The sequence below is a fragment of the Seohaeicola sp. genome (assembly GCF_048006315.1).
Lineage (GTDB): Bacteria > Pseudomonadota > Alphaproteobacteria > Rhodobacterales > Rhodobacteraceae > Seohaeicola.
In genome coordinates this window covers 3,276,375-3,302,077 of sequence record NZ_CP180350.1, presented here as the reverse complement: position 1 = coordinate 3,302,077, position 25,703 = coordinate 3,276,375, and the positions used below count along the sequence as shown (strand labels likewise).

Here is a 25,703-nt window from a genome sequence, read left to right as displayed (position 1 = left end):
AGCGCCAGAGCGCATAACTTGCAAATCACGCATCTTGTCTTGCGATATTCGCATTCGATTTGCCGGAAATCACCACCTATAAGTCTGTTGACGCAACATGAAAGGCTTGCCCCATGCATCTCGCCCGTTATCCCCGCCGCTTTCTTGCTCATCTGCCCACGCCGCTGGAGCGCCTTGACCGGCTGAGCGCCGAACTGGGCGGCCCCGAGATCTGGATCAAGCGGGACGACTGCACCGGCCTGTCAACGGGCGGCAACAAGACCCGCAAGCTGGAATTCCTGATGGCCGAGGCCGAACTTCAGGGCGCGGACATGGTGATGACGCAAGGCGCGACACAGTCGAACCACGCCCGCCAGACCGCCGCCTTCGCGGCCAAGATGGGGATGGCCTGCCATATCCTTCTGGAGGACCGCACCGGGTCGAACGACAGCAACTACAACAACAACGGCAACGTGCTGCTGGATCACATGCACGGCGCGACGACCGAAAAGCGCCCCGCCGGCGGCGACATGAACGCCGAGATGGAAGCCGTGGCCGACCGTTTCCGCGCCGAAGGCCGCAAGGTCTATACCATTCCCGGCGGCGGATCGAACCCCACCGGCGCGCTGGGCTATGTCAACTGCGCCTTCGAGATGCTGTCGCAGTTCAACGACCGTGGCCTGCAGGTGGATCACATCGTGCATGCGACCGGCAGCGCCGGCACGCAGGCAGGCCTGATCACCGGGCTGAAGGCGATGAATGCGGGCATTCCGCTGCTGGGCATCGGCGTGCGCGCGCCCAAGGCCAAGCAGGAGGAAAACGTCTATAACCTGGCGGTCAAGACAGCCGAGAAACTGGGCTGCCCCGGCGTGGTCGCGCGCGAGGATGTGGTCGCCAACACCGATTACGTGGGCCAGGGCTATGGCATTCCCACCGAGGACGGGCTGGCCGCGATCCGCATGTTCGCCGAACTGGAAGGCATCCTGCTGGACCCGGTCTATTCCGCCAAGGGGGCCGCTGGCTTCATCGATCTGGTCCGCAAGGGTCATTTCAAGAAGGGCGAACGCGTGGTCTTTTTGCACACCGGGGGCGCCGTGGCGCTGTTCGGCTATGACAAGGCCTTCGACTTTGCCGATCGCTGGGTCGCGCCCTGATCCGGCACCATGACAGGAATGACGGGAACGATGGGACAGGCGGGAACGCTGTGGCGCAGCCATGCGCGCGGGGTGATGGTGGCCGCGCTGATCGCGGCCGCCTCGGCCTTTCTGTCCGAACACTATGGCGCGCCGGTGATGCTGTTCGCGCTGCTGATCGGCATGGCCTTTCATTTCCTGTCCTCGGACCCGACCTGTGCGCCGGGTCTGGATTTCGCGGCCAAGACGCTGCTGCGCCTGGGCGTGGGCCTTCTGGGCCTGCGCCTGACCGTTGGTGACATCGAAACCGTGGGCGCGGTCCCTGCCCTTGCCGTGATCGGCTTCGTGATCGCGACACTGGGCTGTGGCGCGGTCATGGCACGGCTGCTGGGGCGGCGCATGGCCTTCGGCATGCTGGCCGGCGGATCGGTCGCCATCTGCGGCGCATCGGCGGCGCTGGCCATCGCGTCGGTCCTGCCGCACCGGCCCGAGCGTGAGACAGACACGCTGTTCGTGGTCATCGCCGTCACCATCCTGTCGACGGTGGCGATGATCGCCTATCCGATCCTGTTCACCGCCCTCGGCCTGTCGCATGTCGAAAGCGGCTTTCTGATCGGGGCCACGATCCATGATGTCGCGCAGGTCGTGGGCGCGGGCTATTCCATCAGCGAAGAGGCGGGCGTGATCGCCACTTTCGTCAAGATGCTGCGGGTGGCGCTTCTGCCGGTGGTCATGCTGGTGGTGATGCTCAGCTTCCGCCATGCGCAAAGCGCGCGACTGCAATTGCCCTGGTTCCTGGTGATGTTCGTGGGGCTGGCGGTGATGGGCAATACCGGGCTGGTGCCGCAGGCTGTCATGTCGGTCGCGGCCGATGCCTCGCGCTGGTGCCTTGTCGTGGCGATCTCGGCGCTTGGGGTGCGCACCAGTCTGGCCGAAATCGCAAGGGTCCGCCCCTCCTATGGCGCGATCATCCTTGTGGAAACCCTGTTCCTGCTGGGGCTTGGCCTGCTGTTCATCGGAACGGTCGGCCTCTAGGCGACAAAGCTGGACAGACCCGGCCGCGCAGCCTAGCGTTTCGCGCATGACACCGCCCGAACCCAGACCGAATAGCCACCCAGACGATGCCCTTGCAGGGATCGAGGTGACCGGGGATTTCGAACCGTTCCGCCAGCGCAACGACATCTTCACCCGCGCCTTCTGGGACAGCCGCATCCGCAGCGAAAAGACGGATCGCTTCTTTGCCTCCTACCGGATCGAGGCCGCCCCGCGCCGTGGCGACGGGTTCCAGCACCGCGATTTCGCGCTGCGCAATGCGGCATGGCTGGTGTCGGACGTGCTGTCGGCGCGCGGCGTCGCCGACGGGATCCGCGAAGGGTTCCAGGCGGCGATCCGGCCCGACACCCCCGTGGCGCCCGAGGCCTTGGCCATCGACGACCCCGGCCGCATGAGCGACGAGATCAAGCGTGTCGCCCGGTTTTTCGGCGCGGACCTTTGCGGGATCACGCCGCTGGATGAACGTTGGCAATATGCGACCCGCGTCGATACCCGCGACATGAGCGAGGCCCCCAACGACCTGCCAGAGGGCATCTGCAACGTGATCGTGCTGGGTCACCAGATGGACGCGGACCTTGTCGCCACCTACCCGTCGGCCCTGGCGGGCGCAGCCACCGGGCGCGCCTATAGCGAGGAGGCCGCGATCGTGACACAAATCGCCGCCTATATCCGCAACCTTGGCTACGAGGCTGTCGCTTCGATGAACGACACCGGGCTGGTCATCCCCTATGCGTTGCAGGCGGGATTGGGTGAATATGCCCGCAATCAGATGGTGATCACCCCCGCCTACGGCCCACGGTTGCGGTTTTCAAAGATCTACACCAACCTTCCGCTGGATCATGACCGCCCGCGCAAGCTGGGCGTGGCCGAATTCTGCGCGATCTGCACCAAATGCGCCGATGCCTGTCCGGTCAAGGCCCTGCCCTACGGGCCGCCGACGGATGAGCAGCGCGGCCTCTCGGCCATCCGGGGGGTACGCAAATGGACATCGGACGCAGAGCGCTGCTTTGGGTTCTGGGCCAGCCAGGCGTCGGATTGTGCGATCTGCCTGCGGGTCTGCCCCTTCAACCGCGATTTCGGCAAGCTGCGGCACAGGCTGTGGCGGCGGCTTGCGCTGTCGCCCCTGCGCAAGCTGGCGCTCTGGCTGGATCGCGGGCGCGGCAAACGGGTCAAGCCCGCGGAATGGTGGCGCCGCAAGGCATAGGCCAGTCAAACCCGGCGCGAGTCGCGCCCGGATGGGCGCGAAATCACCACCGTCACAAATGCGCCAAAATGGCGGGCATATCCGGAAATAAGCGGCTAATTATTAGTCACTTTAAAAACTGACCACCATTAAGGCAGTTATTTCGGCATTTGCCTCTATTCAAAGCACCTTTCAGCCGCTCTGACCCGCGCAACACAAGTCACGGCAAGGGAGAAAACGATGAACGGTGCCGATACCGCATGGGTCATGGTCGCAACTGCACTGGTTTTGTTCATGACACTACCGGGGCTTGCCCTTTTTTATGGCGGCCTTGTCCGCGCACGCAACGTGCTGAGCGTGTTCATGCACTGCTTTGCGATTGCCGCCCTGATGAGCATCCTGTGGCTGATCGCGGGCTATTCCATCGCCTTCGGCACCGACAACCCCTATTGGGGCGGGCTGGGACGCGCCATGCTGATCGGTCTGACCGGCGAGGATGCTTTCGGCACGATCCCCGAGGTGGCCTTTGTTACCTTCCAGATGACCTTTGCGGTCATCACGCCGGCCCTGATCGTTGGTGCCTATGTGGAACGGATCGGCTTTGGCTTCGTGCTGCTGTTCTCGGCGCTGTGGATGCTGCTGGTCTATGCGCCGGTCACCCACTGGATCTGGGGCGGCGGCTTCCTGTCGGCGGGCGGGATCTTTGGCGAAAACGGCGTGAAGGATTTTGCGGGCGGCATCGTGGTGCATGAAACCGCAGGCCTGGCCGCGCTCGTGCTTGCGCTGCTGCTGGGACCGCGCCTGAACAAGACCACGCCGCCACACAATCCGGGCTATGTGGCGATCGGCGCCGCGATGCTGTGGGTGGGCTGGTTCGGCTTCAACGGCGGATCTGCGCTGGCGGCGAACGGATCGGCGGCCATGGCGATCCTGGTCACGCATATCTCGGCCGCGGCGGCATCGCTCAGCTGGGCGCTGTGGGAACGCATCAAGTTTGGCCGTTCCTCGCTGGTCAGCATGGTCACGGGCACGATTGCGGGCCTGGCCTCGATCACGCCGGCGGCGGGGGATGTCGGCCCGCTTGAGGCGCTGGTGATCGGGACCATCGCGGGCATCATCTGCCAGGAGGCGGTTCTGTTCATCAAGAACCATACCCGTATCGACGACACACTGGATGTCTTTGCCGTGCACGGGCTGGGCGGGATCTTCGGCACGCTGATGATCGCCGTCTTTGGCCATGGTGCGTGGTTGCCGCAGGTCGGCGGACTGGTGATCGTGGGCGTCTACACGGTGGTGGTGACCTATGTGCTGATCCGCATCGTGGCACTGGTCACGCCGCTGCGCGTGAACCGCGAGACCGAGACCAACGGGCTGGACCTGTCGGTGCATGGCGAACGCGCCTATGAGCTGACGTCGTGACAAGGCTGCGGCAGGCCGGCGCAGCGATGCGCCACGGCCTGCCTGTTCTGCCCCGCTCAGACGCGGGGTTTGCCCAGGTGCATGCCCGCATCCACCAGAAGCAGCTCGCCCGTCACATGGCGCGATGCGTCCGACAGGAAAAAGAGCGCGGTGTCGGCGATATCCTCGGGCTCCGAGGCCACGGCCAGCGGCGCAAGGTTCTCGACGCTGCGCAGTTTGGCGGCAAACCCGTCCTCGTCCAGCGCATCCTTGAACCAGCGGGTGCCGATGAACCCCGGACAGATCGCATTGACCCGGATCGCAGGTGCCAGCGCGCGGGCCAGTGACAGGGTCATCGTGTTCAACGCCCCCTTCGATGCAGCATAGGCCACCGAGGATCCGATCCCCTTGACCCCCGCGATGGACGAGGTGTTCAGCACCGTGCTGGCCCGCCCGCTGGCCTGATAGGCCGCAACCAGCAGCGGCTTCGTGGCCTGCAGCGCCAGATAGGCTCCCACCACGTTGACCGCGTAGACATCAAGGAAATCGTCCTTTGACAGCGCGTCCAGATCGGAATGGTCGCGCGCGTGCCGGGTGATGCCCGCGTTGTTGACCAGGATATCCAGATGCCCCCAGCGCCCGGCGGCTTCGGCCAGCGCGCGGCACCCCTCCGGATCGGCGACAGAGGCCTGGACGAGCTGCACATCGGCCCCCGCCGCGCGGCACAGGTCCGCGGCCTCTTCTGCCTCGGCGGCCGAACGCGTGTAGTTCACGATCACATCTGCGCCGCGTTGCGCCAGTTTCACGGCAATCGCACGGCCCAGCCCTGTGGCTGATCCCGTGACCAGCGCGCGGCGTCCCTCCAGATCCTTGATCTCTTGCACCTTGTTCCTCCTTGTCATCTTCTGTGAACACGGATCACGATCCGCATGCTCCGCAACAAAACGCACTTCATCCCGCGAGGTCCACAGGTGATGACGGATTACCAGATTTTCGAGATCGAGAACCTCATCCTGCAACGGGGTGTGACCCTGCCACGGGCCAGGATCGCCTACAAGACCTATGGAAAGCTGGCTGCGGACAGGTCGAACGCGATCCTCTATCCCACGTCCTATGGCGCGCAGCACCATGACACCGAATGGCTGATCGGGCCGGGCCGGGTTCTGGATCCGAACGATTGGTTCATCATCATCCCCAACATGTTCGGCAACGGGCTGTCGACATCGCCCTCGAATATCGGGGCCCCGTTCGGCCCGGATCGTTTTCCGCAGATCACCCATTGGGACAACATCCATGCCCAGCGCCGCCTGCTGGCCGAGGTTTTCGGGATCGAGCGGCTGGCGATGATCTATGGCTGGTCGATGGGCGCACAGCAGGCGCTGCACTGGGGCGCGATCTTTCCCGATCAGGTCGCCCGCATTTGCGCCCTCTGCGGATCGGCGCGTACATCCATTCACAACAAGGTCTTCCTGGAAGGCGTGCGCGCCACGCTGACGGGCGATCCGCATTGGATGGGCGATCATTTCAGCGCCCATCCCGCGCGTGGCCTGCGGGCCATGGGGCGCGTCTATGCCGGCTGGGCCATGTCGCAGGCCTTCTATCGCGAGAAGCTTTACGAGAAGGTCGGCTATGCCTCGCTCGAGGATTTTCTGGTGCGGTCATGGGAGGCGAATTTCCTGCGCCGCGATGCCCACGACCTGCTGGCAAGCCTGGACACATGGATGCAATCCGACATTTCGGACAATCCCGTCCACAAGGGCGACCTGCAACAGGCGTTGGGGGCGATCACCGCAAGGTCGATCATCATGCCCTCGCGCACGGATCTCTATTTCACGCCCGAGGACAGCGCGATCGAGACGGCGATGATGCCCAATGCCGAATTCCGCCCGATCGAGTCGATCTGGGGCCACCGCGCGGGCAATCCCGCGATGAACCCCGCAGACGAGGCCGTGTTGCGGCAGGCCGTATCCGACCTGCTGGGGGCATGATCCGCAGGTCTGCGGATCAGTCCAGTTCGGTCCAGGGCCAGGGCTTGACGTTGCTGGCCGCCGTCTGAAAGCGCGCGGCCTTGGCGACCCAGATGCCAAGGTCGGTGCCGAAATCGGCCAGCCGCTTGTTCGGCTCATTGTTGTTGACCAGCATCACCACGAATTGCACCAGCGTGGCCACCCCCAGCACGGTTTGCGCCAGCGAGATCATGATCGCGATCAGGATCATGTAGAGCAGGCGCAGCAGCATGTTGTCCGGTTTGTCAGGTTCGATCTGTTCGCCGTTCAGGCGCCCGGCGACCTTGTCTTCATCCCCACCCATCATCGATGATCCCCTCTGTGCAATCTGTTCGTCAAATCCGTTCCGCCGGGACCGAGCCGCGGCGCTATCTTTTGATTTTACATCAGGATGACCCGAAAAGGCGACCATAAGTTCTGTTATCCGCCGCGATGACGGCTAGACTGCCCTGCATCAGGACAAGAGACGCAAAAGGGAGAGGCAAACGTGAAACAGCGCCAGTTGCGCCAGGATGGCAGGATGGTGTCCGAGATCGGACTGGGATGCTGGAGCTTCGGCGGCGCCTATGGCCCGACCACCGAGGCGGAAGCCCATGACACGCTGGCGGCAGCACTGGACCTGGGTGTGGATTTCCTCGATACGGCGAATGTCTATGGCATGGGCCAGTCCGAAACGATCATCGGCAGCTATCTGAAGGGGCGGCAGGATCTGTTCACCATCGCCACCAAGGGCGGCATCCGGCGCGATCCGTCCACGGGCAAGCGAACCTTCGACAACAAGCCCGATTATCTGCGCGCCCAACTCGAGGCGTCGCTGACCCGGCTGGGGATCGACTGCGTCGATCTGTACTACATTCACCGGCGCGACCCCGATGTGCCTATCGAAGAGGTGATGCAGACGCTTCTGGCCTTCAAGGCCGAGGGCAAGATCGGCGGCATCGGTTTTTCGGAAATCGCGCCCGCCTCGCTGCGCCGTGCGGCGGCGGTGGGTCCTGTGGATGCGGTGCAAAGCGAATACTCTCTCTGGACCCGCCAGCCCGAGCTGGGCATGATCCAGGCCTGCCGGGACCTTGGCGTGGCCTTCGTGCCGTTCTCGCCCGTCGGGCGGGGCATGTTCACCGACCGGGTGCCCGACCCGGCCCGCTTTGCCAAGGGCGATTTCAGAATACCGAACCCCCGCTTCCTGGAGCCGAACTTCAGCCATAACCTTGGTCAGATTGCAGCCTTCCGGGACCTCGCGCAGGAGGTTGGCTGCACCCCCGCAGCCCTGGCCATAGCCTGGTGCCTGGCGCGGGGCCCGCATCTGATCCCCATTCCCGGCACACGCAAGGCCGCACATCTGCAAGACTGCGCCGCGGGCAGCGCCTTTGCCATGACCAATGAGATCATGACCCGGATCGAACGGATCCTGCCCATCGGCTGGGCCCATGGGGACAGGTATTCCGCCGATCAGAAGCTGGGTGTCGAAGGCTACTGTTAGGCCGCCCGACGGTTCAGGCCGCCGAGAACCGGTCGATCTGATCCTGCGGCACCCCTGCTGTGCGGGCCGTGTCCAGCAACTGGCCCCATGTGCCCGGATCAACGGGAATGCCGCCTGCCTGACGGTCTTGCGCGCAGGCGCGTTCGGGATCGCCGGGAAATTGCACGGCCTCGACCCCCGGCGCGGGCGGCGAGCCCTTCACCCAGGCGGTATATGCATCCATGTCACGGTTGAAATCCGCGCCCGCACCAAGGGCATCGGGGGCGATGAGGATCGCCATCATGTTGTTGATGATGCGCGACGGCACCTGCCGGTCGGGCGCAAAGGCCCCGCCCCCGCTGAAGGATCCGCCCAGGATGTCACCCAGCAGCGCCAGGCCAAAGCCCTTGTGCGCCCCGAAAGTCGTCAGCGCGCCAAGGGGGCTGTCGAACATCACCGCAGGGTCGTTGGTCGGCCGCCCTGCGGCATCTATCAAGGCGCCGTCGGCCACGGTCTTGCCGCTCAGATGCGCCACGCGCACCTTGCCCTTGGCGATCGTGCTGGTCGCCATGTCCAGCAGGAACATCGGGTTCTTGTCCGTGGCCGGGATCGCCGTGCAATAGGGGTTGGTCACGAAGCGCCCGTCGCTTCCACCGAACGGCGCCACAAGCGGCTGGGCCGTCTGCACATTCGCATAGATGATGCAGATGAAACCGGCCTCGGCGGCCATTGCGCCCCAATCGGCCAAGCGCCCCAGGTGAAAGCTGTTGCGCAGCGACAGGACAGCGATCTGGTTCTCCCTCGCCCGCTGGATCGCCATATCCATCGCCTGCTCGGCGATGATATGGCCAAAGCCCCGTTGCCCGTCCACCAGAAGGAAGGGACCGTTTTCACGCACCAGCTGCGCCTGCGCCGCCGGGTCCAGCTGACCGGCCATGACCCCCTCGACATAGGCCGGGATCATGCCGACACCGTGGCTGTCATGCCCTGTCAGATTGGCACCCACAAGGCGCGTCGCCACCCGGCGCGCCGCATCGGCATCTGCCCCGGCATGGGACAGGATCGCGGTGGCAAGGGATGTCAGATTGTCGGCGGAAATCTTCATGGGCGCAGGGCTTTCCTTGAGATGGCGATGTTGCGGCGCGCGGCGCAAGACCCCGGCAGGGCCCTGAAACGGATGCTGCCCATTTATGTTGCGAGGGTCGACAAGGCGTCAAGCGCGGATGCACCCCGCTTTCGTTCCGGGGACCGATCACAGATGCGCAATCAGGTCCAACAAGCAAAGATTGCGATCTTCTGAAACTTTCGACGCAAAAGATCCTGGTGGCCGTTTGATGCTGTTCACTGCCCCTCGCCGATCATGGCGGCCTGGACACTAGATGACGTGGCTAACGGCGCGACTATACCAAATGGTAGTCCAAAAACGCGATTTTCGGCAGCACAACAGCCGCCTTCCAGCCGTGCCCCAGAAAACACAATTCACTAAAAATCTATCTTTAGCATAGTGTTATGAGGCGGAATTGACATAAAATCTCCTCAAAGTTGATTTTAATGGGCGTGAAGCAGAGACATTGAACGACACGCTGCAGATGGTCGCAAGGGATGCGCCGGCACCGGAACGCGGCACGAAAAAAGATGCGCACCGCCTGATGAAACGCGAGCATGAAGGAAGGATCACAATGATCACGATACGGGACATAGAGGCACAAGGCAGACCGTTGCGCCGGGTCGCGGCCGGGCTGCTGCTGGCATCCAGCCTGTCCGCGCTGGGACAGGCCGCCGTAGCGCAGGACCTTGTCTATACGCCGATCAACCCCTCTTTCGGGGGCAGCCCGCTGAACTCGTCGCATCTGTTGTCCATCGCCAATGCGCAGCGCTCGGCGACTGCGCGCGATGCGGAAACGAATGATGGCCTCAGCGGAACCGGCATCGATACGCCCAGCACATCAAACGCCGACCTCTTCGTGCGCCAGCTGGAAGGCCGCCTGCTGTCGGCGCTGGCCAGCCAGGTCACGGACGCGATCTTTGGCGAGAACCCGCAGGATGGCGGCCTGGTGACCTTCGGCACGACCACCGTCGAATTCCAGCGCACGCTCGACTCCATTCGCCTGGTCATCATCGACTCTCTGGATGGGACTGTAACCGAAATCGTGGTCCCGCAACTTGTAGCCGCAGGCTGATCCTTCTTTCAAAAATATGACGCCCGAAAACGGGCGCAATGCATTGAGGCAAGCATATGACAGATACCAAGACCCCCTGGCGCCGGAAGGCGCAGGCGATCGCCATGACTCTGACCAGCGCGGCCTTGGTCGCGGGCTGCACCAGTACACTGCCCGAAGCCTACGAGAGCGAATACATGGCCTCGGTCGGCAATCTGACCACCCAGAATCGTGCCCTGCGCGAGGTGCCGCCACCAAAGCAGCGCATCATGGTTTCGGTCTATGACTTCCCGGACCTGACCGGCCAGTACCGCGAACGCGAGAATATCCAATCGGTGTCGCGCGCCGTGACGCAGGGCGGCGCCCCGATCCTGATCGGCGCATTGCAGGATGCCGGAAACCGGCGCTGGTTCACCGTCCTGGACCGGTCGAACCTGGAATCCCTGGTACGCGAACGCACCATCGTGACCGAGATGCGCCGCCAGTATCGCGGCGAAACCACGATAGATCCTTCGGCCCTGGCACCGCTGGCCCATGCGGGCATCATCCTGCAAGGCGGCATCATCGGCTATGACACCAACACCATGACAGGTGGCGCCGGTGCGCGTTACCTGGGGATCGGCGGCGATCGCCAGTGGAAGCTTGACGTGGTCACCGTCAGCCTGCGCGCGGTGTCGACCGCAACCGGCGAGGTTCTGGCCAATGTCGTCGTGCGCAAGCCGCTGGCCTCCTATTCGGATCGCGGCAGCATCTTCAGCTATGTCGCCCTGGACGAACTGCTTGAGGCCGAAGTCGGTCGCGCCAGCAACGAGCCGCGCCAGATTGCCGTGCAGCAAGCCATTGAAAAGGCTGTGATGGCCCTGATTGCGGAAGGGGCAGAGGCCGGGATCTGGTCTTTCGCAAACGATGCAGAGGGCCAGCAATATCTGACCGGGTATCGTGCGCAGCTTTACGACAACGAGATCCCTGCCTCGGCGCAGGTCCGTGGCCGCCCGATGACCGCGAACCCTGCGGCCACGGTCCAGACCCGTCCCCGCGCGCTTCCGCGCGTCAGCGAGCGGCTTTTGTCGCCCGCCTCGGGCGGCGCCGCACCAAGCGTCAGCAGCCAGGTCGCACCGCCCCCGCCCGCCGCACCCCTGCCGGATGAGGTCGTGGGATAACAGATACGAACATGGCGGGCATTGTTCGCAAAAGCGAAACAATGCCCGCCATTTGCAAACTTTGTCTGCGTTTTCAGCAGGGGATTCCATACGCAGCAGACGCAGGTCGGGGATACACCCGATCTTGCGGGCCAAAGCGAACACAATCGCGCCAACAACACAATCATAAGTAATTAATTAGTTTTCAATACAGCAGACCGCATGCTACTCTTTGGAGAGTGTCAGAGGATTTTTTATGACTGTTATCAAAGCATTTATTCGCCCCGTCCCATGCGCTGCGCTGCTGTCCCTTCTCGGCTCGGTCTCTTTTGCCGGAGATGGCAACCAGATCTATATCCTGCAAAACAGCCCGCTCGGCATCGCCGGAAACAACGCGCTGCAAGTTGACCAGACACAGGCGACCAATGCGACCGTCGCCGGTGACTTTGATGCGGCTGCCAGCAGCACACCGGCACTTCAGGACGGCACCGACAACTTCGGGCAGATCCTGATGATGGGCAACGGCGGGCAAGTGGCCTTCCTGCAATCGGGCGACGGCAACAATGCAACCGTCAGCATGGCCGCGGCCCTTGGGCTGGCCTACATGAAACAGGACGGAAACGACAACAGCGCCACCCTGACCCTGGCCCCTCTGGCGTCCAGCGGTGCCATTCGCCAGACCGGCAATGGCAACCTGGCAGACCTGAGCGTGACCGGCGCAGGTGCCTCGGGCAGCCTGACCCAGATCGGCGACAACAACCAGTTCGGCCTGACCGTCAGCGGTGCCGGGGCAAACGTGTCCTACACGGCGATCGGAAACAACCTGGCACCGGCCGGCACCAGTCCGGTCGTGATCTCGAACGGCGGGTCGGTCACGATTACCCAAACCCAGTTCTGAGGCTGCGGATGTCTGTTCTGCGCTCATCCGTTCTTGCCATCGCCACCTTCGCCGCGGGCCTCTTGGCGCTACCGCAGGCAGGTGAGGCGGACAGGCTGCGCGATGTCCCCGCCAGTGCCCGCATCGAGATCGATCAGACGCCCGAGGGATTTCGCATCGCGGGACTGGTGACAGGGATCGAACAGGTGCCCGTGCAGGCAGAACTGACGATCGAGAAAAGCGACCAGGCGGGGCGCGTCAACAGCCAGCAGGGACAGGAACTGACCCTGACCCCCGGCGAGACACGGACCATCGCACAGAACACACTGTCCCTCGGCCCCGAAGGACAGATCGCGGCCACACTTGTGCTGCGCCGTGACGGGGTCGTGTTCGCGCGCGTCGAAAGAACCATTCGCGCTGGCAAGATCGAGACACGATGACAGGATCAAGGACCCGGACGGAATGACTGGTGCGTTCATGAAAAAGGCAACCGCGCTTCTGGCTGCGGCTTCGGCCGCTGCGTTGACGGCAACGGGCGCTACGGCGCAAACGCAGGACGAACTGGTCAAGGCCTTTTCCGGTGAATGGTTTGTCTTTGCCCCCGCTTTCCGTAGCGGATCATCCGAATGCCGGATCGTTCTGGACAGTCAGATGAACGCCCAGGCGACCGGTTGCGGCACCCCGCTTGTGGGGCTGGGCCGCTGGCGCATCGAAAACAGCCAGATCCGTTTTCTTGATGCCGCCGAGTTGGAACTGGCCGTGATGGGGGGGAACCAGCAAAGGATCACCGGAACACTGTCAGACAGCGGTCAGGGCCTGATCGTGGAACGGGCCCAAGGCGACGGCGCCAGCATCGCGATTTCGAACGCCTTGGCGCGGCACAAGTGCTATTTCCTTGGCTTCACGCAGGATTGCGCCTCCCCTGAGGCATTGAGCCCACCGATGCCATCGGCCGAGGATCCCGCAAAGGGACGTGTCGAGATCCTTGTGAACTTGAACGTGCGCAACCAGCCGCGCCGCGATGCCCCGGTGGTCGGCATATTGGACAAGGGGCTTGTCATCACGCTTGATTACTGCACCAGCGCGTCGGACGGGGTATGGTGCCGGGCGATTTTCGGCACCGAGACAGGCTGGCTTGCCAAGACGGCCCTGCGGCAGAACGAATGGCCCATCGTGACCTATCGCAACACGACCAAGACCCCCTGACCCACAGGGGATGAGGCCAAGAAAAAGACCCGGATCGCGATGGCGCATCCGGGTCTTTCGTTTTCCATGAACCTGCCCGGCGTGATGCCGGGCAGGCGATCGGTTTCACTGCGAGATGGCGGCGTTGTTGCCGTTGCCCGACTGGCTGAACGAGGCCATGTTGGCGCCGCCGGCCTGCAGCACGGCAACCTGGTTCATGTCGCCGGTCTGGCTGCCGGTGATCGCATTGTCGGCCCCGTCCTGCTTGGTGGCGAAGGCGTTCATGTTGCCGGTCGCGCTGAAGGTCAGACCGTTGTCGTCACCCGCCTGGTCGAACAGACCCGAGCTGAGACCCAGCGAAGCCGCGAAACCGGTGAAGCTGTTGGCCTGACCGTTGTCATTGCCGTCGATGGTGACCGATGCCTCGTTCGAAACCCCGTTCTGCGCAACATAGAACGCGTTCCGGTCGCCCGTCGTGACGACGCTTGCAAGGTTGCTGTCACCCACCTGCGAGACGCCTACATTATTGCCAGTGCCGGTGATGGCTGCCACGGTCATGGTGTTGAACGCGCCGTCCTGGCGCACACCCAACTGGTTGTCGGCGCCGCCAACTTCAAGCGTTCCCACGGCGTTGTTCCGGCCGGACTGTTTGGTTCCGACAAGGTTGTTCGTGCCGGAAATGATCACGTTCGCGGTCGTGCGGGTGGCGATGGCCTGCACAAAGTTGGCCGCTGTCGCGCCGCTCAGGGCGGCGGCACCGCCTGCGCTGAAATCGCCGATGCCGTTGTCGGCCCCGGACATCGCAATGGTCAGCGTGTTCGTGCCGCTGCCGCTGTTGCTCACGCCCTGCTGGACCAGATCGATATTGCTGCCGGTCCCCGACATCGTGACCGTTGCGACGTTGCTGTCGTTGGGTTTGCCGACTTGATCGACACTTGCCAAGGTGTTGGCCGTTCCGTCCTGCGTCACCGTAAGGACGTTGGAGGTGTTTGCGGTACCCGGTCCGCCCTTCGAGTGCTGCGAAACACCACCGATGACATTGCTGCCACCACCGGACTGGGTCAGCGTCGCCTCGTTCCGGGGATTTCTGGTTCCGCTCTGCAAAGTATGGAGCTGATCGACACCGCCATTTGTCAGGCCGATTTCGTTGTTGTCGCTGGACTGGGTGATGGTCAGCGAGTTGTAGCCCGCAACTGCGGAATCGCCGCGCTGCACCATGGCATCCAAGGCCGAGCCCGCCTGGTTGTAGCTGCCGGACTGTGTGATCAGCGCACTATTCTCTGTACCGGTCTGCGCAAGATAGGCCTTGTTCTCGTCTGCGATGGCCATGGTCATCGACAGGGTCAGGGCAGTGCCCCCCGCAAGTGCGATCTTCGTGAATGTCATGTCACAACGTCCTTCATGGTAGAGAAAAATGGCTGCGCCCCGAGGATCAGGGCGCAGCGTCATGTTGGCTTACTGCGAGATGGCGGCGTTGTTGCCGTTGCCCGCCTGGCTGAACGAGGCCATGTTGCTGCTTCCGACCTGCAGCACGGCAACCTGGTTCGCGTTGCCGGTCTGGCTGCCGCTGATCGTGTTGTCGGAACCGGACTGCTTGGTGGCGAAGGCATTCATGTTGCCGCTCGCGGTGAAGGTCAGACCGTTGTCGTCACCCATCTGGTCGAACAGACCCGTGCTGAGGCCCAGCGATGCGGCGAAACCGCCAAACGCATTGCCTTCACCGTTGTTGTCGCCGGTGACAGTGACCGACGCAGTGTTGGACACGCCGTTCTGCGACACGAGGAACGCGTTCGCATTGCCGGTGACAGTGACACCCGCAGTGTTCGAGGTGCCCACCTGCTTCACGCCGATGTTGTTGTCGTCACCGGTGATGGCGGCCACGGTCATGACGTTCAGGCTGCCGTCCTGCTGGGCGCCCAGCTGGTTGTTGGCGCCGCTGATATCCAGCGTGCCGACGGTGTTGCTGAAACCTTGCTGCGTGACGCCGAACTGGTTGCCCGCACCCGAGATGACGAGGGTCAGCGAGTTGTCGCCTTTCTCGGCGTTGCCGTTGTTCACATCGGCAAAGCCCTGCTTGAGCGTGCTTGTCGTCGCACCGGAGGCTGCGGCGGACCCGCTCAGCGCACCACGGCCGTTGTTGTTGCCCGAGATGGTGACAGTCATGGTGTTGCCGGCCTTTTTCGTCACAGCCTGCATCACGGACGCGATGGTGTTGCTGGTGCCGGTCATGGTGATGTCGGCGACGTTCCCGGAACCACCCTTGTGCTTGTCCTGAAGGACTTCGTTGATGACGTTGTCACCGCCGCCTGCCTGCAGGATCGTCAGGGTGTTGCCGGTTGCACCGACCGCGCCGCCGAAACGGTTTTTCTGATCAACCTTGCCCACAACGTTGTTGTTGGACGACTGCGTGATCGTCGCGCTGTTGCCGAAGGGCGAGGACGCGTATTCCGCCAGTTGCGAGAACCCGTTCAGGCCGATGTCGTTGTTGTCGCCACTCTGCTGGATATCGAGGGTGTTGTCGGAATTGGACTTTGCTGTCTGGGTCACGTTCTTGCTGGCAGAACCTGCATCATTGCCAGAGCCGCTCTGCGTGATCAGGGCCGCGTTGGTGCCAGAGCCTGACCCGGTTTGAACCTGCTTCAGGTAGGCGTTGTTGTCATCCGCAATGGCCATGGTCATCGTGAGGGTCAGGGCGGTGCCGCCCGCGAGTGCGATCTTTACAATATTCATCAAAATTTTCCTGTCTGTTGGTTGGTGCGAGGTTTCGGCCGCACCCTGGAAATCAGGGCGCGGCCTGGGGTCTTACTGGGAAATGCCCAGCGAATTGCCGTTGCCTACCTGGCTGAAGTTGGCGGTATTGCTGTTGCCGTTCTGTGCCACGGCAGCCTGGTTGTAGTTGCCGTTCTGCAGGCCGGTGATGGCGTTGTTGTCACCGTTCTGCAGCAGGCCGAAGGCGTTGCTGTTGCCCGAGACAGTCAAGGACGCGACGTTGTAGTCGCCCATCTGCTTGACCATGCCGCGATCCAGCAGCGGATTGCCGCTGGCCACGGTCAGGGCCGCGCCGGACCAGTTGGCCACGCCCCAGATGGTCGGGGCCAGACCGTTGTTCAGGCCCGATACGGTGACATTTGCGTCGTTACCGTTGCCAATCTGTGCGACGCCAAGCTTGTTGAAGGATCCTGTGACGGACATCGACGCCATGTTGATGTCGCCGATCTGCTTCACGCCGATGACATTCAGCAGGCCGCTGACAGAGGCCATGGACACGGTGTTGTCGTCACCCGTCTGAAGAATGCCCAGATCGTTCGTCGCGCCGCCAAGGCTCAGCGTACCGACAGTGTTGTCATTGCCGTTCTGCGTCACCCCGAAATCGTTCCCTGCGCCGGTCACGTTCAATGTGATGGAGTTGCCCTGGCTGGCGGGATTGATGTTGCCCTGCCGCAGGGTCGAGGATTCGGCACCTGTTTCGGAGGCAAAGTAGCCAAGGCCGCCCGTTCCGTTGGCCACACCGTTCATCCGCACCGTGATACGGTTGGGGGTGCCGGTTGCGACGTTGGACGTCTGGGTCACGGTTTCAAGGCGGTCTTTCCAGCCGCTCTGCTCCACGTCCAGCTGGTTATTGCCGGTGCCGGCCTGGATCTGCTTGACATAACCGACGCGGTTGCGACCCCACCATCCCGATTGGGTGATGTCGAAGCTGTTTCCGCTGCCGGCCTCATTCTGATCGGCAGTCGATTGCATGACCTGCCCGACGACGTTGCGGTCCGAGGACTGCGTGATGCCGATCCGCATCAGCGAACCGTTGTCATAAGGGTTGTCCTGGTAGATGCCGCCACCCTCAAGACCGATCTGGTTGCGATCGCCCGACTGCAGGATAACCAGCTGGTTGTTCTCACCGTCCTGCGTCATCGTGGGTGTTGCCGCGCCGGCATCGTTCTTGTCACCCGACTGGGTGATCAGCGCGCTGTGGTTGTTGCCCGTCTGCAGAAGAAAGGCCTCGTTCTGGTCGGCAGCCGCAGTTGTCATGACCAACGCCGTGGTTCCGGCGAGTGCAAATCCTAGGATCTTCATTGGAAATATTCCTGTCGTTCATTGAACAGTTTGTTCGGGACGACACGTCGCCCCGAAATTGACACCTTTAAGCAGAGGTTTTTCTGCTTCGGTGTCGTGGTCTTTCAAATTTCTTCAAGTTCATGTCCGTCACCCCCCAGTGTCCGACAATTACAATCAGCGCGAAAACAACGATTCCGCTCTATCAGCCAGTGCTGCCCGAACCACATTATGGCTTTTTTGAGGCAAACCCCACCGACTATGAGATACACCTCCATACCTAAGGATACACGCTAAAGAAGATCAATAACTTTTGATAATTTGGACAATTTCTTGCCCTATTTTTATCTTCTTGTTCATTATCGGAAACATTGAGCGCGTTACTGCACTATTGTTCTTGAATCGTGCATGACGAAAACATGACGAAAACATGAAGGACAGGGCCGGGCTGGACCTGTTTGCGCAGCGTGGCGCGCATCGCACGAAACAGGCCCAATGCCTGGCCTGCCATGACGACTTGCACGGCAACAGGTGCGGGGCCCGGTCCGTTGTAGGGTCACGTTCCTGTCGCGGTATCTTGGAAAAGGCGTGTTCCGGCAGTCAGCCGGCGGCGGCAGCGCGTCCCGCACCAGGCGACGCCCCATGGCTTTCAGCCTTGGGGGGCGACGCGTCGGACGGCATCCCGCAAGATGCGGTCAGCAGGTTCTGAGACAGGCAAGCATCGTGTCGGCGCCCGACACTTTGACAGGCACCCCTGAAGGGTTGTCCTGGAATCCCGGTTCGGCAAACAGCTTTTCGATTTTGCCATCGTTGACCAGCATGGAATAACGCCAGCTGCGCATCCCCATGCCCTGCCCGCTGCGATCGACCAGCATGCCCATCTTGCGGGTGAATTCACCATTGCCGTCCGGCAACATGAACACCTTGCGGATGGCGTGCGTCTGGGCCCATTGATACATCACGAAGGCATCGTTCACCGACAGGCAGATCACCTGGTCGATGCCCAGCTCGCGGAACGCGTCATGGCTGTTCTCGTATCCCGGCAGGTGGCTGTCGGAACAGGCGGGCGTGTAGGCCCCCGGCAAGGCGAAAAGCACCACGCGTTTCCCGCCGAACACATCCCGGGAGGTCAGGGGCTTCCATTCAAAGGGATTCGGACCGCCCAGCGCATCGTTGCGCACGCGGGTATGAAAGGTGGCGTCGGGTACGGTTTGCGGGATCATGGTCATGCATCCATTATTGGTCGTGTCATTCCAGCGCGCGGAATCATCCAGAATGCGCGCGATACTGGCCCGCGGGATGCCCGATGGCGGCCTTGCACCAGGCAAGCGCCGCGTCAGGCGACGGATCGATCCATTCGGCCATGCCCTCGGCGAACGCGTCAAAGCCTTCGCGACTGCCGCGCCCGACCGCGACAAGCACGGGGATATTCTCGACCAGGGCCTGTCCGATCAGGGGGCGAAAGCCACGCCCTTCGATCTCGGCCTTGCCGAACTTGTTCACGATCAGCAGATCGACCGGGCCATGCAGGGCCGTTTCGACCCGCGCCACGACCTCTTCCAGTGCTGCGGGGTCAAGGCAGCAGCCACGCGATTGCGCGCCCAGATCCTGGCTGATCTGCCGCAAGGCACCTTCGGCCAGCAGATGCAGCACCATGTCGGCACGGCGGCGGCCCTCACGCTCGATATTTTCCTGCACGGCGCCGGCAAGGCGAAACCCGTCGGCCTGCAGAAGGGCCGCGATCTCGAACAACAGCCGGTCGGATGCGCCGCGTCCCTCGACGGTTATGGCCCCCAGCATGTTCCCGCCCTCTCCGCATCTTGCGCCCTTGCGAGCCGTGCTACTATATAAGCCTCTCAATGAAAAGCAGCGCAATGTCCCCAGAGCTTCCCATCCTTCCGGATCCGCAAGACCCAAGGCTGACCCGCACGGTCAGCGGCACCGATCACATGGGCGCGGATGTCCAGATCGCGGTGGTCGAAGAACGTCCGCTGACCATCTATCTGAATGCACAAGAGATCGTGACGGCGATGACGATCGGGGACCATCCCGATTACCTGGCCATCGGGTTTCTGCGCAACCAGGGCATGCTGCATGCCGATGACAAGGTCACCGCCATCGACTTTGACGAAGAGCTGGAGACCATCGTGGTGCGCACGGCGCGCCAGACCTCCTACGAGGAGAAGGTCAAGAAGAAGACACGCACCAGCGGCTGCGCGGTCGGCACGGTCTTTGGCGACATGATGGAAGGGCTGGAGGGGCTGACCCTTCCAAAGACGGAACTGCGGACAAGCTGGCTTTACGCCCTGGCCAAACAGATCAACACCACCCCGTCCCTGTACCTGAGCGCGGGCGCGATCCATGGCACCGTGCTGTGCCAGGGCGATCAGCCCCTGGTCTATTTCGAGGATGTGGGCCGTCACAATGCCGTGGACAAAATCGCGGGCTGGATGTTCCTGAACGGAATTTCGCCCACCGACAAGCTGCTCTATACGACGGGCCGCCTGACATCGGAAATGGTGATCAAGACCGCGAACATGGGCATCCCGATCCTGGCCTCGCGGTCGGGTTTCACCGGTTGGGGGGTCGAGATCGCCCGCGCCGTGGGCCTGACCCTGATCGGGCGGCTGCGCGGTCAGCGCTTTGTCTGCCTGAGCGGCGAAGACCGGCTGATCCGCGACGCCGACCCATCGGCCGTGCCAGACGAAAGCAAGTCCAGCCGCCGCAAGGGGGCCGACAATGACTGAGGGCGGCGCAGGCATCCCGGCCGTCATCCTGGCGGGCGGGCGCGCCACGCGCATGGGCGGCGGCGACAAGGGCTGGCGCACCATAGGCGGCAAGCGCCTTGTCGATCACGTGATCGCGCGCCTGAGCCCGCAGGTGGGGGCCATCGCGCTGAACGCGAATGGTGATCCGGACCGCTTTGATCTTGGTCTGCCGGTACTGCCCGACAGTATTGACGGCTATGCGGGCCCGCTGGCCGGTGTGCTTGCAGGCATGGATTGGGCTGCGTCCCTCGGGGCGGATGCCGTGGTCAGCGTGGCGGCGGACACGCCCTTCTTTCCGACCGACCTTGTGACGCGGCTGCAGCAAGCCGCGGGCCCATCGGGCCTTGCGCTGGCGGCTTCACCCGACGAGACCGGCAAGGTCTGGCAGCATCCCACCTTCGGCCTCTGGCCCGTGGCGCTGCGCCACGACCTGCGCGAAGCGCTTGAGGGCGGTCTGCGCAAGATCGTGCTGTGGACGGACCGGCACGGTGCGGGTCAGGCCACATTTTCGTCGGATCCTTACGATCCGTTCTTCAACGTCAATACCCCCGAAGACCTTGCGCGGTCCGAGGTTCTGCTTGGGGACGCGGGATGAGGATCTACGGCGTCACAGGCTGGAAGAACGCTGGCAAGACCGGGCTGATGGAACGCCTTGTCGCCGAAATCAGCAGGCGCGGTTTGAGCGTGTCCACCCTGAAGCACGCCCATCACGAGACGGACGTCGATCAGCCCGGGCGCGACAGCTATCGCCACCGGGCTGCGGGTGCGCATCAGGTCATGCTGTCCTCGCCCAACCGCTGGGCGCTGATGACCGAATTGCGCGACAAGCCCGAACCCGCGCTGGCCGACCTTCTGCCATTGATGACGCCCGTCGATCTGATCCTGATCGAAGGCTACAAGCGCGAACCACATCCCAAGATCGAGGCGCATCGCTGGGAAACCGGCCGCCCGCTTCTGGTAGAGACCAATCCCACGATCCGCGCCGTCGCCTCGAACACCGTGCCGCAGAACCTGCGGGTGCCGCTGTTCAACCTGGATGACGTGCCCGCCATCGCCGATTTCATCCTGGCAGAGGTCGGGCTTTGACCTATTCCCGCGTCGCCATACTGGATTGGTCGGCGGCGGGAAAACCCGCGCGCGGCAAGGACAGCATCTGGCTGGCGCTGGACGGGGCGGCACCCGAGAACCTGCCCACCCGTGCGCAGGCCGAGGCCCGGTTGATCGCACTGATCGAAGAGGCCCTGACTGCAGGTGAAAGGCTCTTGCTGGGGGCGGATTTCGCCTTTGGCTATCCCCATGGCTTCGCGGCGACCGTGGCGGGCGGGCCACTGGATCTGTGGGACTGGCTGGCCGACCATCATGCCGATACCGACCGCAACGAAAGCAATTACCGCGATGTTGCCGCAAGGCTGAACGCGCTGTTCCCCGGTGACGGACCGTTCTGGGGCAATGGCCGCAAGATGCAGATCGACGGGTTGCCGCGCCTCAAGCCGGATCTGCCCGCCAATCTGCAGCCAAGCAGAACGACCGAAACCGCCGCCACCAGTCCCGGCGCCGCGCCAAAATCCGTCTGGCAACTGGCCGGGGCCGGGGCTGTCGGCGCGCAGACACTGACCGGGCTGCCGATGCTGGCACGTCTGCGCCGCCGGTTTGCAGGCCAGCTGTCGGTCTGGCCGTTCGAACCGCCTTCACAGATCACATTGGCCGAAGTCTACCCTTCGATGCTGGCCGATGCTGTCCGCCTTGCCACCGCCGCCGATCCCGGATTGCCCCCCGACGCCCATCAGGTGCGGCTGCTGGCCCGCGCCCTCGCCGGGCTGGACCCGCAGATGCGCGCCCATCTGCTGGACCGGCAGGCACTGCCCGCGACGGCGCAGACCGAAGGCTGGATCCTGGGGGCAGGCAAGCAGGCACAACTGCGCGCGGCCCTTTCGGCGCATCTGACCCCGCCACGCCTGCGCAACGATTGCTTTGCCATGCCGCAGGGCGTGGCCTGGGTGCCGGTGGACACCGCCCTGGCAAAGCTGCGCGATGCCCTACATCCGGTCACGGGACAGGATGTTGTCAGGACGCATGAGGCGGCAGGCAGGGTGCTGGCAAGCCCGGCCATAGCCCGGCGCGCGAACCCGCCCCGCCCCAATGCGGCCGTGGACGGATATGGCTTTGCCCATGCAGCCACAGGCAGCGGTCCGCAGCGCATGCCATTGGTCAACGGGCGCGCCGCCGCAGGCCAGCCCTTTGCCGGAACCGTGCCGCAGGGACACGCGATCCGCATCCTGACAGGCGCGATCCTGCCCGCCGGCGTGGATACCGTCGTGCTGGAGGAGGATTGCGCGACAGATGGCCTGCATCTTGTCTTCGACGGGCCGGTCAAGCCAAGGGCGAATACCCGCCGCGCCGGCGAAGACATGGAGCAAGGCCAGACGGCCCTGCCCGTCGGTCACATCCTGCGCGCCCCCGATCTGGCGCTGCTGACGGCGCTTGGCATCGGCACCGTCGATGTGCGCAAGCCGTTGCGCGTCGGCGTGCTTTCCACCGGGGACGAACTGCTGACCGATCCCGCGGCACAGGCGGCACCGCACCAGATCTATGACGCGAACCGCCCGATGCTGCTGTCGCTGGTCGCGCGTTGGGGCCATTGCCCTGTAGACCTTGGGCATGCGCCCGACGACCCCGGCGCGATCCGCCAGGCCTTGATGCAGGGGGCCACACAGGCGGATGTCGTGCTGACCTCGGGCGGTGCCTCGGCCGGGGATGAGGATCACGTCTCGCGGTTGCTGCGCACCGAAGGCAACCTGAGCAGTTGGCGGATCGCTGTCAAACCCGGCCGCCCGCTGGCGCTGGCGATGTGGCATGGGGTGCCGGTCTTCGGATTGCCCGGCAACCCCGTGGCGGCCCTTGTCTGCGCGCTGGTCTTTGCCCGTCCGGCCCTGTCGCTCATGGCGGGATCTGGCTGGATCGCACCGGATGCCTTCACGGTCCCGGCGGCCTTTTCGAAGGACAAGAAGGCAGGACGCCGCGAATACCTGCGCGCAAGGCTGAACGAACACGGCCATGCAGAGGTTTTTGCCTCGGAGGGATCGGGACGGATCAGCGGCCTGTCATGGGCAAACGGCCTGGTCGAACTGCCGGATGAGGCGGTGCAGATCAGACCGGGGTCGCCCCTGCGCTACATCCCCTACGCCAGCTTCGGAATGTAAGGCAAGGGTCCGCGACGCGGTCGTGCTGCCAGTGATCAGCCCTTGGCCACAAGCCAGGTGATGGCATCCTCGGCCTCGGAGGACGAGACTAGGCGATGCCCGCCTTCCACGCAGAAATGCGGAATGTCGACGACCGCAGCGGGGTCGGTCGTGGTGATGCGCACGACCTCGCCGCCCGCGCGCGCGGCAAGCCGTTTGCGCAGTTTCAGCACCGGAAGCGGGCACAACAGGCCACGCGCGTCGATATCATCATGCCATTCCATGAGCGCGATATAGAGCGGGCAAATCGCTCTGTCCATACCGCGACCATTCGCATGACAAATCCGACCTTTGATAGCTTTTGCCTATCACCCCAAGGAACTGCCATATTGATCGGCCCTTTCGCGCAACGCAGTGTCGCCGCCAAAGCAACCGGCAGGGCAGCGCGATGGCACTTGATGACAACCAGGGGATCTGGAAATCCGGCAAAGGCAAGGGACGCCGCACCACCAAGGGTCGGCAACTGGACGATCAGGCCCTGGCCGAGGTGCGGGCCCTTCTGGGCAACCGCCCCCGGCGGCGCGATCTGCTGATCGAATTCCTGCACCTGCTTCAGGACAACTACGGCCATCTGAGCGCGCCGCATCTGCGGGCCCTGTCCGAAGAGTTGCGTATCGGCATGGCCGAAGTCTGGGAGGTTGCGACCTTCTATGCCCATTTCGACCCGATCCGCGAGGATGAGACACCCCCGCCCGACCTGACGATCCGGGTCTGCGACTCCCTGTCCTGCGAACTGGCCGGGTCCGAGAGCCTCATCGCCGCGCTCGAGGCCGGTCACGACCCCGCCCGCATCCGCGTGCTGCGCGCCCCCTGCATGGGGCGCTGCGACACCGCGCCGGTGCTGGAAATCGGCCACCGGCATGTGGATCACGCCACGGTCGAGGCGGCACAGGCGGTGATCGACGCAGGCGACTTTCATCCGGTGATCCCGGCTTATGAAACGCTGGCGGCCTACCAGGGCGCCGGCGGCTATCAGACCCTGCAGGCCCTGCGCGATGGTGGGGATGCCGAACAGGTGCAGGACCGCCTGCTGGAGGCGGGTCTGCGCGGCCTTGGCGGCGCTGGCTTTCCCTCGGGGCGCAAGTGGTCTTTCGTGCGCGCCAATCCCGGACCGCGCTATCTGGCCGTCAATGGCGACGAGGGCGAGCCGGGCACCTTCAAGGACCGCCACTATCTGGAACGCACACCGCATCTGTTCCTTGAAGGGATGCTGATCGCCGCCTGGGGCGTCGAGGCCGAAACCTGCTTCATCTACATGCGCGACGAATATCCCGCCGTCCGCCACATCCTGTCACAGGAGATTGCCGCGCTCGAACAGGCGGGAATCGTGCCCAAAGGCTATATCGAACTGCGTCGCGGGGCCGGTGCCTATATCTGCGGCGAGGAAAGCGCGATGATCGAGTCGATCGAGGGCAAGCGCGGCATCCCGCGCCATCGCCCGCCTTTCGTGGCGCAGGTCGGCATCTTCAACCGACCCACGCTGGTGCATAACGTCGAAACCCTGCACTGGGTCGCGCGCATCTGCCGCGAGGGACCGCAGATCCTGAACTCTGTCGAAAAGAACGGCCGCAAGGGGCTGCGCAGCTATTCCGTCTCGGGCCGGGTGGCGCGGCGGGGCGTCCATCTGCTGCCTGCGGGATCGACCATCACCGATGTGATCGCCGCCGCCGGCGGCATGGCAGAGGGGCATGTGTTCAAGGCCTATCAGCCGGGTGGTCCCTCGTCCGGCCTGCTGCCTGCCAGCATGCACGACATCCCGCTGGATTTCGACACGCTGCAACCGCACGGCACCTTCATCGGTTCGGCCGCTGTCGTCGTGCTGTCGGATCATGACAGCGCGCGCGATGCCGCGCTGAACATGCTGCGGTTCTTCGAGGCCGAAAGCTGCGGCCAATGCACGCCCTGCCGCGTGGGCTGCGAAAAGGCGGTCAAGCTGATGCAGGCCGACCGCTGGGACCAGCCGCTGCTGGAAGAGCTGTGCACGACCATGACCGACGCCAGCATCTGCGGGCTGGGGCAGGCTGCCCCCAACCCGATCCGCCTGACCATCAAGCATTTCCCCCACGAGGTCTGAC

25 protein-coding genes are annotated in these 25,703 nt (G+C 63.6%); 16 read left to right on the top strand and 9 right to left on the bottom strand.

The window, feature by feature from the left end:
• Positions 1–113: 113 nt before the first annotated feature.
• The 4 genes from ACMUJL_RS16415 to ACMUJL_RS16400 all read left to right on the top strand — a co-directional run bounded on the left by ACMUJL_RS16415 (position 114) and on the right by ACMUJL_RS16400 (position 4,767).
• A complete protein-coding gene (locus ACMUJL_RS16415; protein ID WP_068292215.1) occupies positions 114–1,133 on the top strand; it encodes a D-cysteine desulfhydrase in 1,020 nt (339 codons plus the stop codon).
• Between the two features lie 9 nt (positions 1,134–1,142).
• Complete coding sequence (locus tag ACMUJL_RS16410; protein ID WP_068292218.1) at positions 1,143–2,147, top strand: YeiH family protein; 1,005 nt, start codon at positions 1,143–1,145, stop codon at positions 2,145–2,147.
• Between the two features lie 46 nt (positions 2,148–2,193).
• Positions 2,194–3,369, top strand: coding sequence for a 4Fe-4S double cluster binding domain-containing protein (locus ACMUJL_RS16405; protein ID WP_375572399.1), 1,176 nt, complete (start codon positions 2,194–2,196; stop codon positions 3,367–3,369).
• 219 nt (positions 3,370–3,588) lie between these two features.
• Positions 3,589–4,767, top strand: coding sequence for an ammonium transporter (locus ACMUJL_RS16400; RefSeq protein ID WP_375572401.1), 1,179 nt, complete (start codon positions 3,589–3,591; stop codon positions 4,765–4,767).
• Between the two features lie 56 nt (positions 4,768–4,823).
• Here ACMUJL_RS16400 and ACMUJL_RS16395 read toward each other — a convergent pair whose 3' ends face one another.
• Complete coding sequence (locus ACMUJL_RS16395; protein ID WP_375572403.1) at positions 4,824–5,630, bottom strand: SDR family NAD(P)-dependent oxidoreductase; 807 nt, start codon at positions 5,628–5,630, stop codon at positions 4,824–4,826.
• 90 nt (positions 5,631–5,720) lie between these two features.
• Here ACMUJL_RS16395 and ACMUJL_RS16390 point away from each other — a divergent pair, with 90 nt between their 5' ends.
• The gene (locus ACMUJL_RS16390) at positions 5,721–6,734 is read left to right on the top strand and encodes an alpha/beta fold hydrolase (RefSeq protein WP_375572405.1); all 1,014 of its coding nucleotides are present in this window, start codon (positions 5,721–5,723) and stop codon (positions 6,732–6,734) included.
• Between the two features lie 16 nt (positions 6,735–6,750).
• On the opposite strand, the gene ACMUJL_RS16385 is transcribed toward ACMUJL_RS16390, so the two are convergent.
• Complete coding sequence (locus ACMUJL_RS16385; protein WP_375572407.1) at positions 6,751–7,056, bottom strand: DUF4389 domain-containing protein; 306 nt, start codon at positions 7,054–7,056, stop codon at positions 6,751–6,753.
• A 183-nt stretch (positions 7,057–7,239) separates the two neighbouring features.
• Between ACMUJL_RS16385 and ACMUJL_RS16380 the strand changes: the two genes are divergently transcribed.
• Complete coding sequence (locus tag ACMUJL_RS16380) at positions 7,240–8,232, top strand: aldo/keto reductase (protein WP_375572409.1); 993 nt, start codon at positions 7,240–7,242, stop codon at positions 8,230–8,232.
• A 13-nt stretch (positions 8,233–8,245) separates the two neighbouring features.
• On the opposite strand, the gene ACMUJL_RS16375 is transcribed toward ACMUJL_RS16380, so the two are convergent.
• On the bottom strand, positions 8,246–9,316 hold the full coding sequence (locus ACMUJL_RS16375; protein WP_068292231.1) for a malate/lactate/ureidoglycolate dehydrogenase: 1,071 nt from the start codon (positions 9,314–9,316) through the stop codon (positions 8,246–8,248).
• Between the two features lie 574 nt (positions 9,317–9,890).
• Between ACMUJL_RS16375 and ACMUJL_RS16370 the strand changes: the two genes are divergently transcribed.
• The 5 genes from ACMUJL_RS16370 (at position 9,891) to ACMUJL_RS16350 (ending at position 13,592) form a co-directional block, all read left to right on the top strand.
• Positions 9,891–10,391 (top strand): curli assembly protein CsgF, encoded by a 501-nt coding sequence (locus ACMUJL_RS16370; RefSeq protein ID WP_416914351.1) that lies wholly within the window; start codon positions 9,891–9,893, stop codon positions 10,389–10,391.
• A 104-nt stretch (positions 10,392–10,495) separates the two neighbouring features.
• Entirely contained in the window at positions 10,496–11,530 is a 1,035-nt protein-coding gene (locus ACMUJL_RS16365) for a CsgG/HfaB family protein (protein WP_416914350.1), read from the top strand.
• 235 nt (positions 11,531–11,765) lie between these two features.
• Positions 11,766–12,407, top strand: a complete 642-nt coding sequence (locus ACMUJL_RS16360) for a hypothetical protein (protein ID WP_375572415.1) — start codon at positions 11,766–11,768, stop codon at positions 12,405–12,407.
• An 8-nt stretch (positions 12,408–12,415) separates the two neighbouring features.
• A complete protein-coding gene (gene csgH / locus ACMUJL_RS16355) occupies positions 12,416–12,826 on the top strand; it encodes a curli-like amyloid fiber formation chaperone CsgH (protein WP_375572417.1) in 411 nt (136 codons plus the stop codon).
• Between the two features lie 37 nt (positions 12,827–12,863).
• Positions 12,864–13,592, top strand: coding sequence for an SH3 domain-containing protein (locus tag ACMUJL_RS16350; RefSeq protein ID WP_416914349.1), 729 nt, complete (start codon positions 12,864–12,866; stop codon positions 13,590–13,592).
• Positions 13,593–13,697: 105 nt separating this feature from the next.
• Here the strand turns inward: ACMUJL_RS16350 and ACMUJL_RS16345 are convergent, their stop codons facing one another.
• From ACMUJL_RS16345 to ACMUJL_RS16325, 5 genes are all read right to left on the bottom strand, one after another.
• Complete coding sequence (locus ACMUJL_RS16345) at positions 13,698–14,957, bottom strand: hypothetical protein (RefSeq protein ID WP_375572420.1); 1,260 nt, start codon at positions 14,955–14,957, stop codon at positions 13,698–13,700.
• A gap of 69 nt (positions 14,958–15,026) precedes the next feature.
• Positions 15,027–16,301 carry a beta strand repeat-containing protein gene (locus tag ACMUJL_RS16340; RefSeq protein ID WP_375572422.1) on the bottom strand — a complete coding sequence of 425 codons (1,275 nt, stop codon included), beginning with the start codon at positions 16,299–16,301 and terminating at the stop codon, positions 15,027–15,029.
• 72 nt (positions 16,302–16,373) lie between these two features.
• A complete protein-coding gene (locus tag ACMUJL_RS16335; RefSeq protein WP_375572424.1) occupies positions 16,374–17,642 on the bottom strand; it encodes a hypothetical protein in 1,269 nt (422 codons plus the stop codon).
• Positions 17,643–18,316: 674 nt separating this feature from the next.
• Positions 18,317–18,844 carry a peroxiredoxin gene (locus tag ACMUJL_RS16330; protein WP_068292349.1) on the bottom strand — a complete coding sequence of 176 codons (528 nt, stop codon included), beginning with the start codon at positions 18,842–18,844 and terminating at the stop codon, positions 18,317–18,319.
• Positions 18,845–18,887: 43 nt separating this feature from the next.
• Positions 18,888–19,421 (bottom strand): DUF2478 domain-containing protein, encoded by a 534-nt coding sequence (locus ACMUJL_RS16325; RefSeq protein ID WP_068292251.1) that lies wholly within the window; start codon positions 19,419–19,421, stop codon positions 18,888–18,890.
• A gap of 74 nt (positions 19,422–19,495) precedes the next feature.
• Here ACMUJL_RS16325 and ACMUJL_RS16320 point away from each other — a divergent pair, with 74 nt between their 5' ends.
• From ACMUJL_RS16320 to ACMUJL_RS16305, 4 genes are read left to right on the top strand one after another with little or no spacing between them, the layout of a single operon-like run.
• The gene (locus ACMUJL_RS16320) at positions 19,496–20,368 is read left to right on the top strand and encodes a formate dehydrogenase accessory sulfurtransferase FdhD (RefSeq protein ID WP_375572427.1); all 873 of its coding nucleotides are present in this window, start codon (positions 19,496–19,498) and stop codon (positions 20,366–20,368) included.
• A complete protein-coding gene (gene mobA, locus ACMUJL_RS16315; protein ID WP_375572429.1) occupies positions 20,361–20,984 on the top strand; it encodes a molybdenum cofactor guanylyltransferase MobA in 624 nt (207 codons plus the stop codon). The genes ACMUJL_RS16320 and mobA overlap by 8 nt, the downstream gene beginning before the upstream one ends.
• A complete protein-coding gene (mobB, locus tag ACMUJL_RS16310; protein WP_375572431.1) occupies positions 20,981–21,475 on the top strand; it encodes a molybdopterin-guanine dinucleotide biosynthesis protein B in 495 nt (164 codons plus the stop codon). The genes mobA and mobB overlap by 4 nt, the downstream gene beginning before the upstream one ends.
• Positions 21,472–23,589 carry a molybdopterin-binding protein gene (locus ACMUJL_RS16305; protein ID WP_375572433.1) on the top strand — a complete coding sequence of 706 codons (2,118 nt, stop codon included), beginning with the start codon at positions 21,472–21,474 and terminating at the stop codon, positions 23,587–23,589. The genes mobB and ACMUJL_RS16305 overlap by 4 nt, the downstream gene beginning before the upstream one ends.
• Before the next feature lie 35 nt (positions 23,590–23,624).
• Here ACMUJL_RS16305 and ACMUJL_RS16300 read toward each other — a convergent pair whose 3' ends face one another.
• On the bottom strand, positions 23,625–23,852 hold the full coding sequence (locus ACMUJL_RS16300; protein WP_068292352.1) for a sulfurtransferase TusA family protein: 228 nt from the start codon (positions 23,850–23,852) through the stop codon (positions 23,625–23,627).
• A 164-nt stretch (positions 23,853–24,016) separates the two neighbouring features.
• On the opposite strand from ACMUJL_RS16300, the gene ACMUJL_RS16295 reads away from it, so the two are divergent.
• A complete protein-coding gene (locus ACMUJL_RS16295; RefSeq protein ID WP_416914348.1) occupies positions 24,017–25,702 on the top strand; it encodes an NAD(P)H-dependent oxidoreductase subunit E in 1,686 nt (561 codons plus the stop codon).
• The last annotated feature ends 1 nt before the right edge of the window (position 25,703 follow it).

Coding starts and splice junctions, on each gene's coding strand:
- ACMUJL_RS16350 (WP_416914349.1), top strand. CDS start 12,864: ATGAAAAAGGCAACCGCGCTTCTGGCTGCGGCTTCGGCCGCTGCGTTG.
- ACMUJL_RS16295 (WP_416914348.1), top strand. CDS start 24,017: ATGGCACTTGATGACAACCAGGGGATCTGGAAATCCGGCAAAGGCAAG.
- ACMUJL_RS16375 (WP_068292231.1), bottom strand. CDS start 9,316: ATGAAGATTTCCGCCGACAATCTGACATCCCTTGCCACCGCGATCCTG.
- mobB (WP_375572431.1), top strand. CDS start 20,981: ATGAGGATCTACGGCGTCACAGGCTGGAAGAACGCTGGCAAGACCGGG.
- ACMUJL_RS16345 (WP_375572420.1), bottom strand. CDS start 14,957: ATGACATTCACGAAGATCGCACTTGCGGGGGGCACTGCCCTGACCCTG.
- ACMUJL_RS16325 (WP_068292251.1), bottom strand. CDS start 19,421: ATGCTGGGGGCCATAACCGTCGAGGGACGCGGCGCATCCGACCGGCTG.
- ACMUJL_RS16335 (WP_375572424.1), bottom strand. CDS start 17,642: ATGAAGATCCTAGGATTTGCACTCGCCGGAACCACGGCGTTGGTCATG.
- ACMUJL_RS16405 (WP_375572399.1), top strand. CDS start 2,194: ATGACACCGCCCGAACCCAGACCGAATAGCCACCCAGACGATGCCCTT.
- ACMUJL_RS16400 (WP_375572401.1), top strand. CDS start 3,589: ATGAACGGTGCCGATACCGCATGGGTCATGGTCGCAACTGCACTGGTT.
- csgH (WP_375572417.1), top strand. CDS start 12,416: ATGTCTGTTCTGCGCTCATCCGTTCTTGCCATCGCCACCTTCGCCGCG.
- ACMUJL_RS16360 (WP_375572415.1), top strand. CDS start 11,766: ATGACTGTTATCAAAGCATTTATTCGCCCCGTCCCATGCGCTGCGCTG.
- ACMUJL_RS16410 (WP_068292218.1), top strand. CDS start 1,143: ATGACAGGAATGACGGGAACGATGGGACAGGCGGGAACGCTGTGGCGC.
- ACMUJL_RS16385 (WP_375572407.1), bottom strand. CDS start 7,056: ATGGGTGGGGATGAAGACAAGGTCGCCGGGCGCCTGAACGGCGAACAG.
- mobA (WP_375572429.1), top strand. CDS start 20,361: ATGACTGAGGGCGGCGCAGGCATCCCGGCCGTCATCCTGGCGGGCGGG.
- ACMUJL_RS16415 (WP_068292215.1), top strand. CDS start 114: ATGCATCTCGCCCGTTATCCCCGCCGCTTTCTTGCTCATCTGCCCACG.
- ACMUJL_RS16340 (WP_375572422.1), bottom strand. CDS start 16,301: ATGAATATTGTAAAGATCGCACTCGCGGGCGGCACCGCCCTGACCCTC.
- ACMUJL_RS16330 (WP_068292349.1), bottom strand. CDS start 18,844: ATGATCCCGCAAACCGTACCCGACGCCACCTTTCATACCCGCGTGCGC.
- ACMUJL_RS16370 (WP_416914351.1), top strand. CDS start 9,891: ATGATCACGATACGGGACATAGAGGCACAAGGCAGACCGTTGCGCCGG.
- ACMUJL_RS16390 (WP_375572405.1), top strand. CDS start 5,721: ATGACGGATTACCAGATTTTCGAGATCGAGAACCTCATCCTGCAACGG.
- ACMUJL_RS16320 (WP_375572427.1), top strand. CDS start 19,496: ATGTCCCCAGAGCTTCCCATCCTTCCGGATCCGCAAGACCCAAGGCTG.
- ACMUJL_RS16300 (WP_068292352.1), bottom strand. CDS start 23,852: ATGGAATGGCATGATGATATCGACGCGCGTGGCCTGTTGTGCCCGCTT.
- ACMUJL_RS16365 (WP_416914350.1), top strand. CDS start 10,496: ATGACTCTGACCAGCGCGGCCTTGGTCGCGGGCTGCACCAGTACACTG.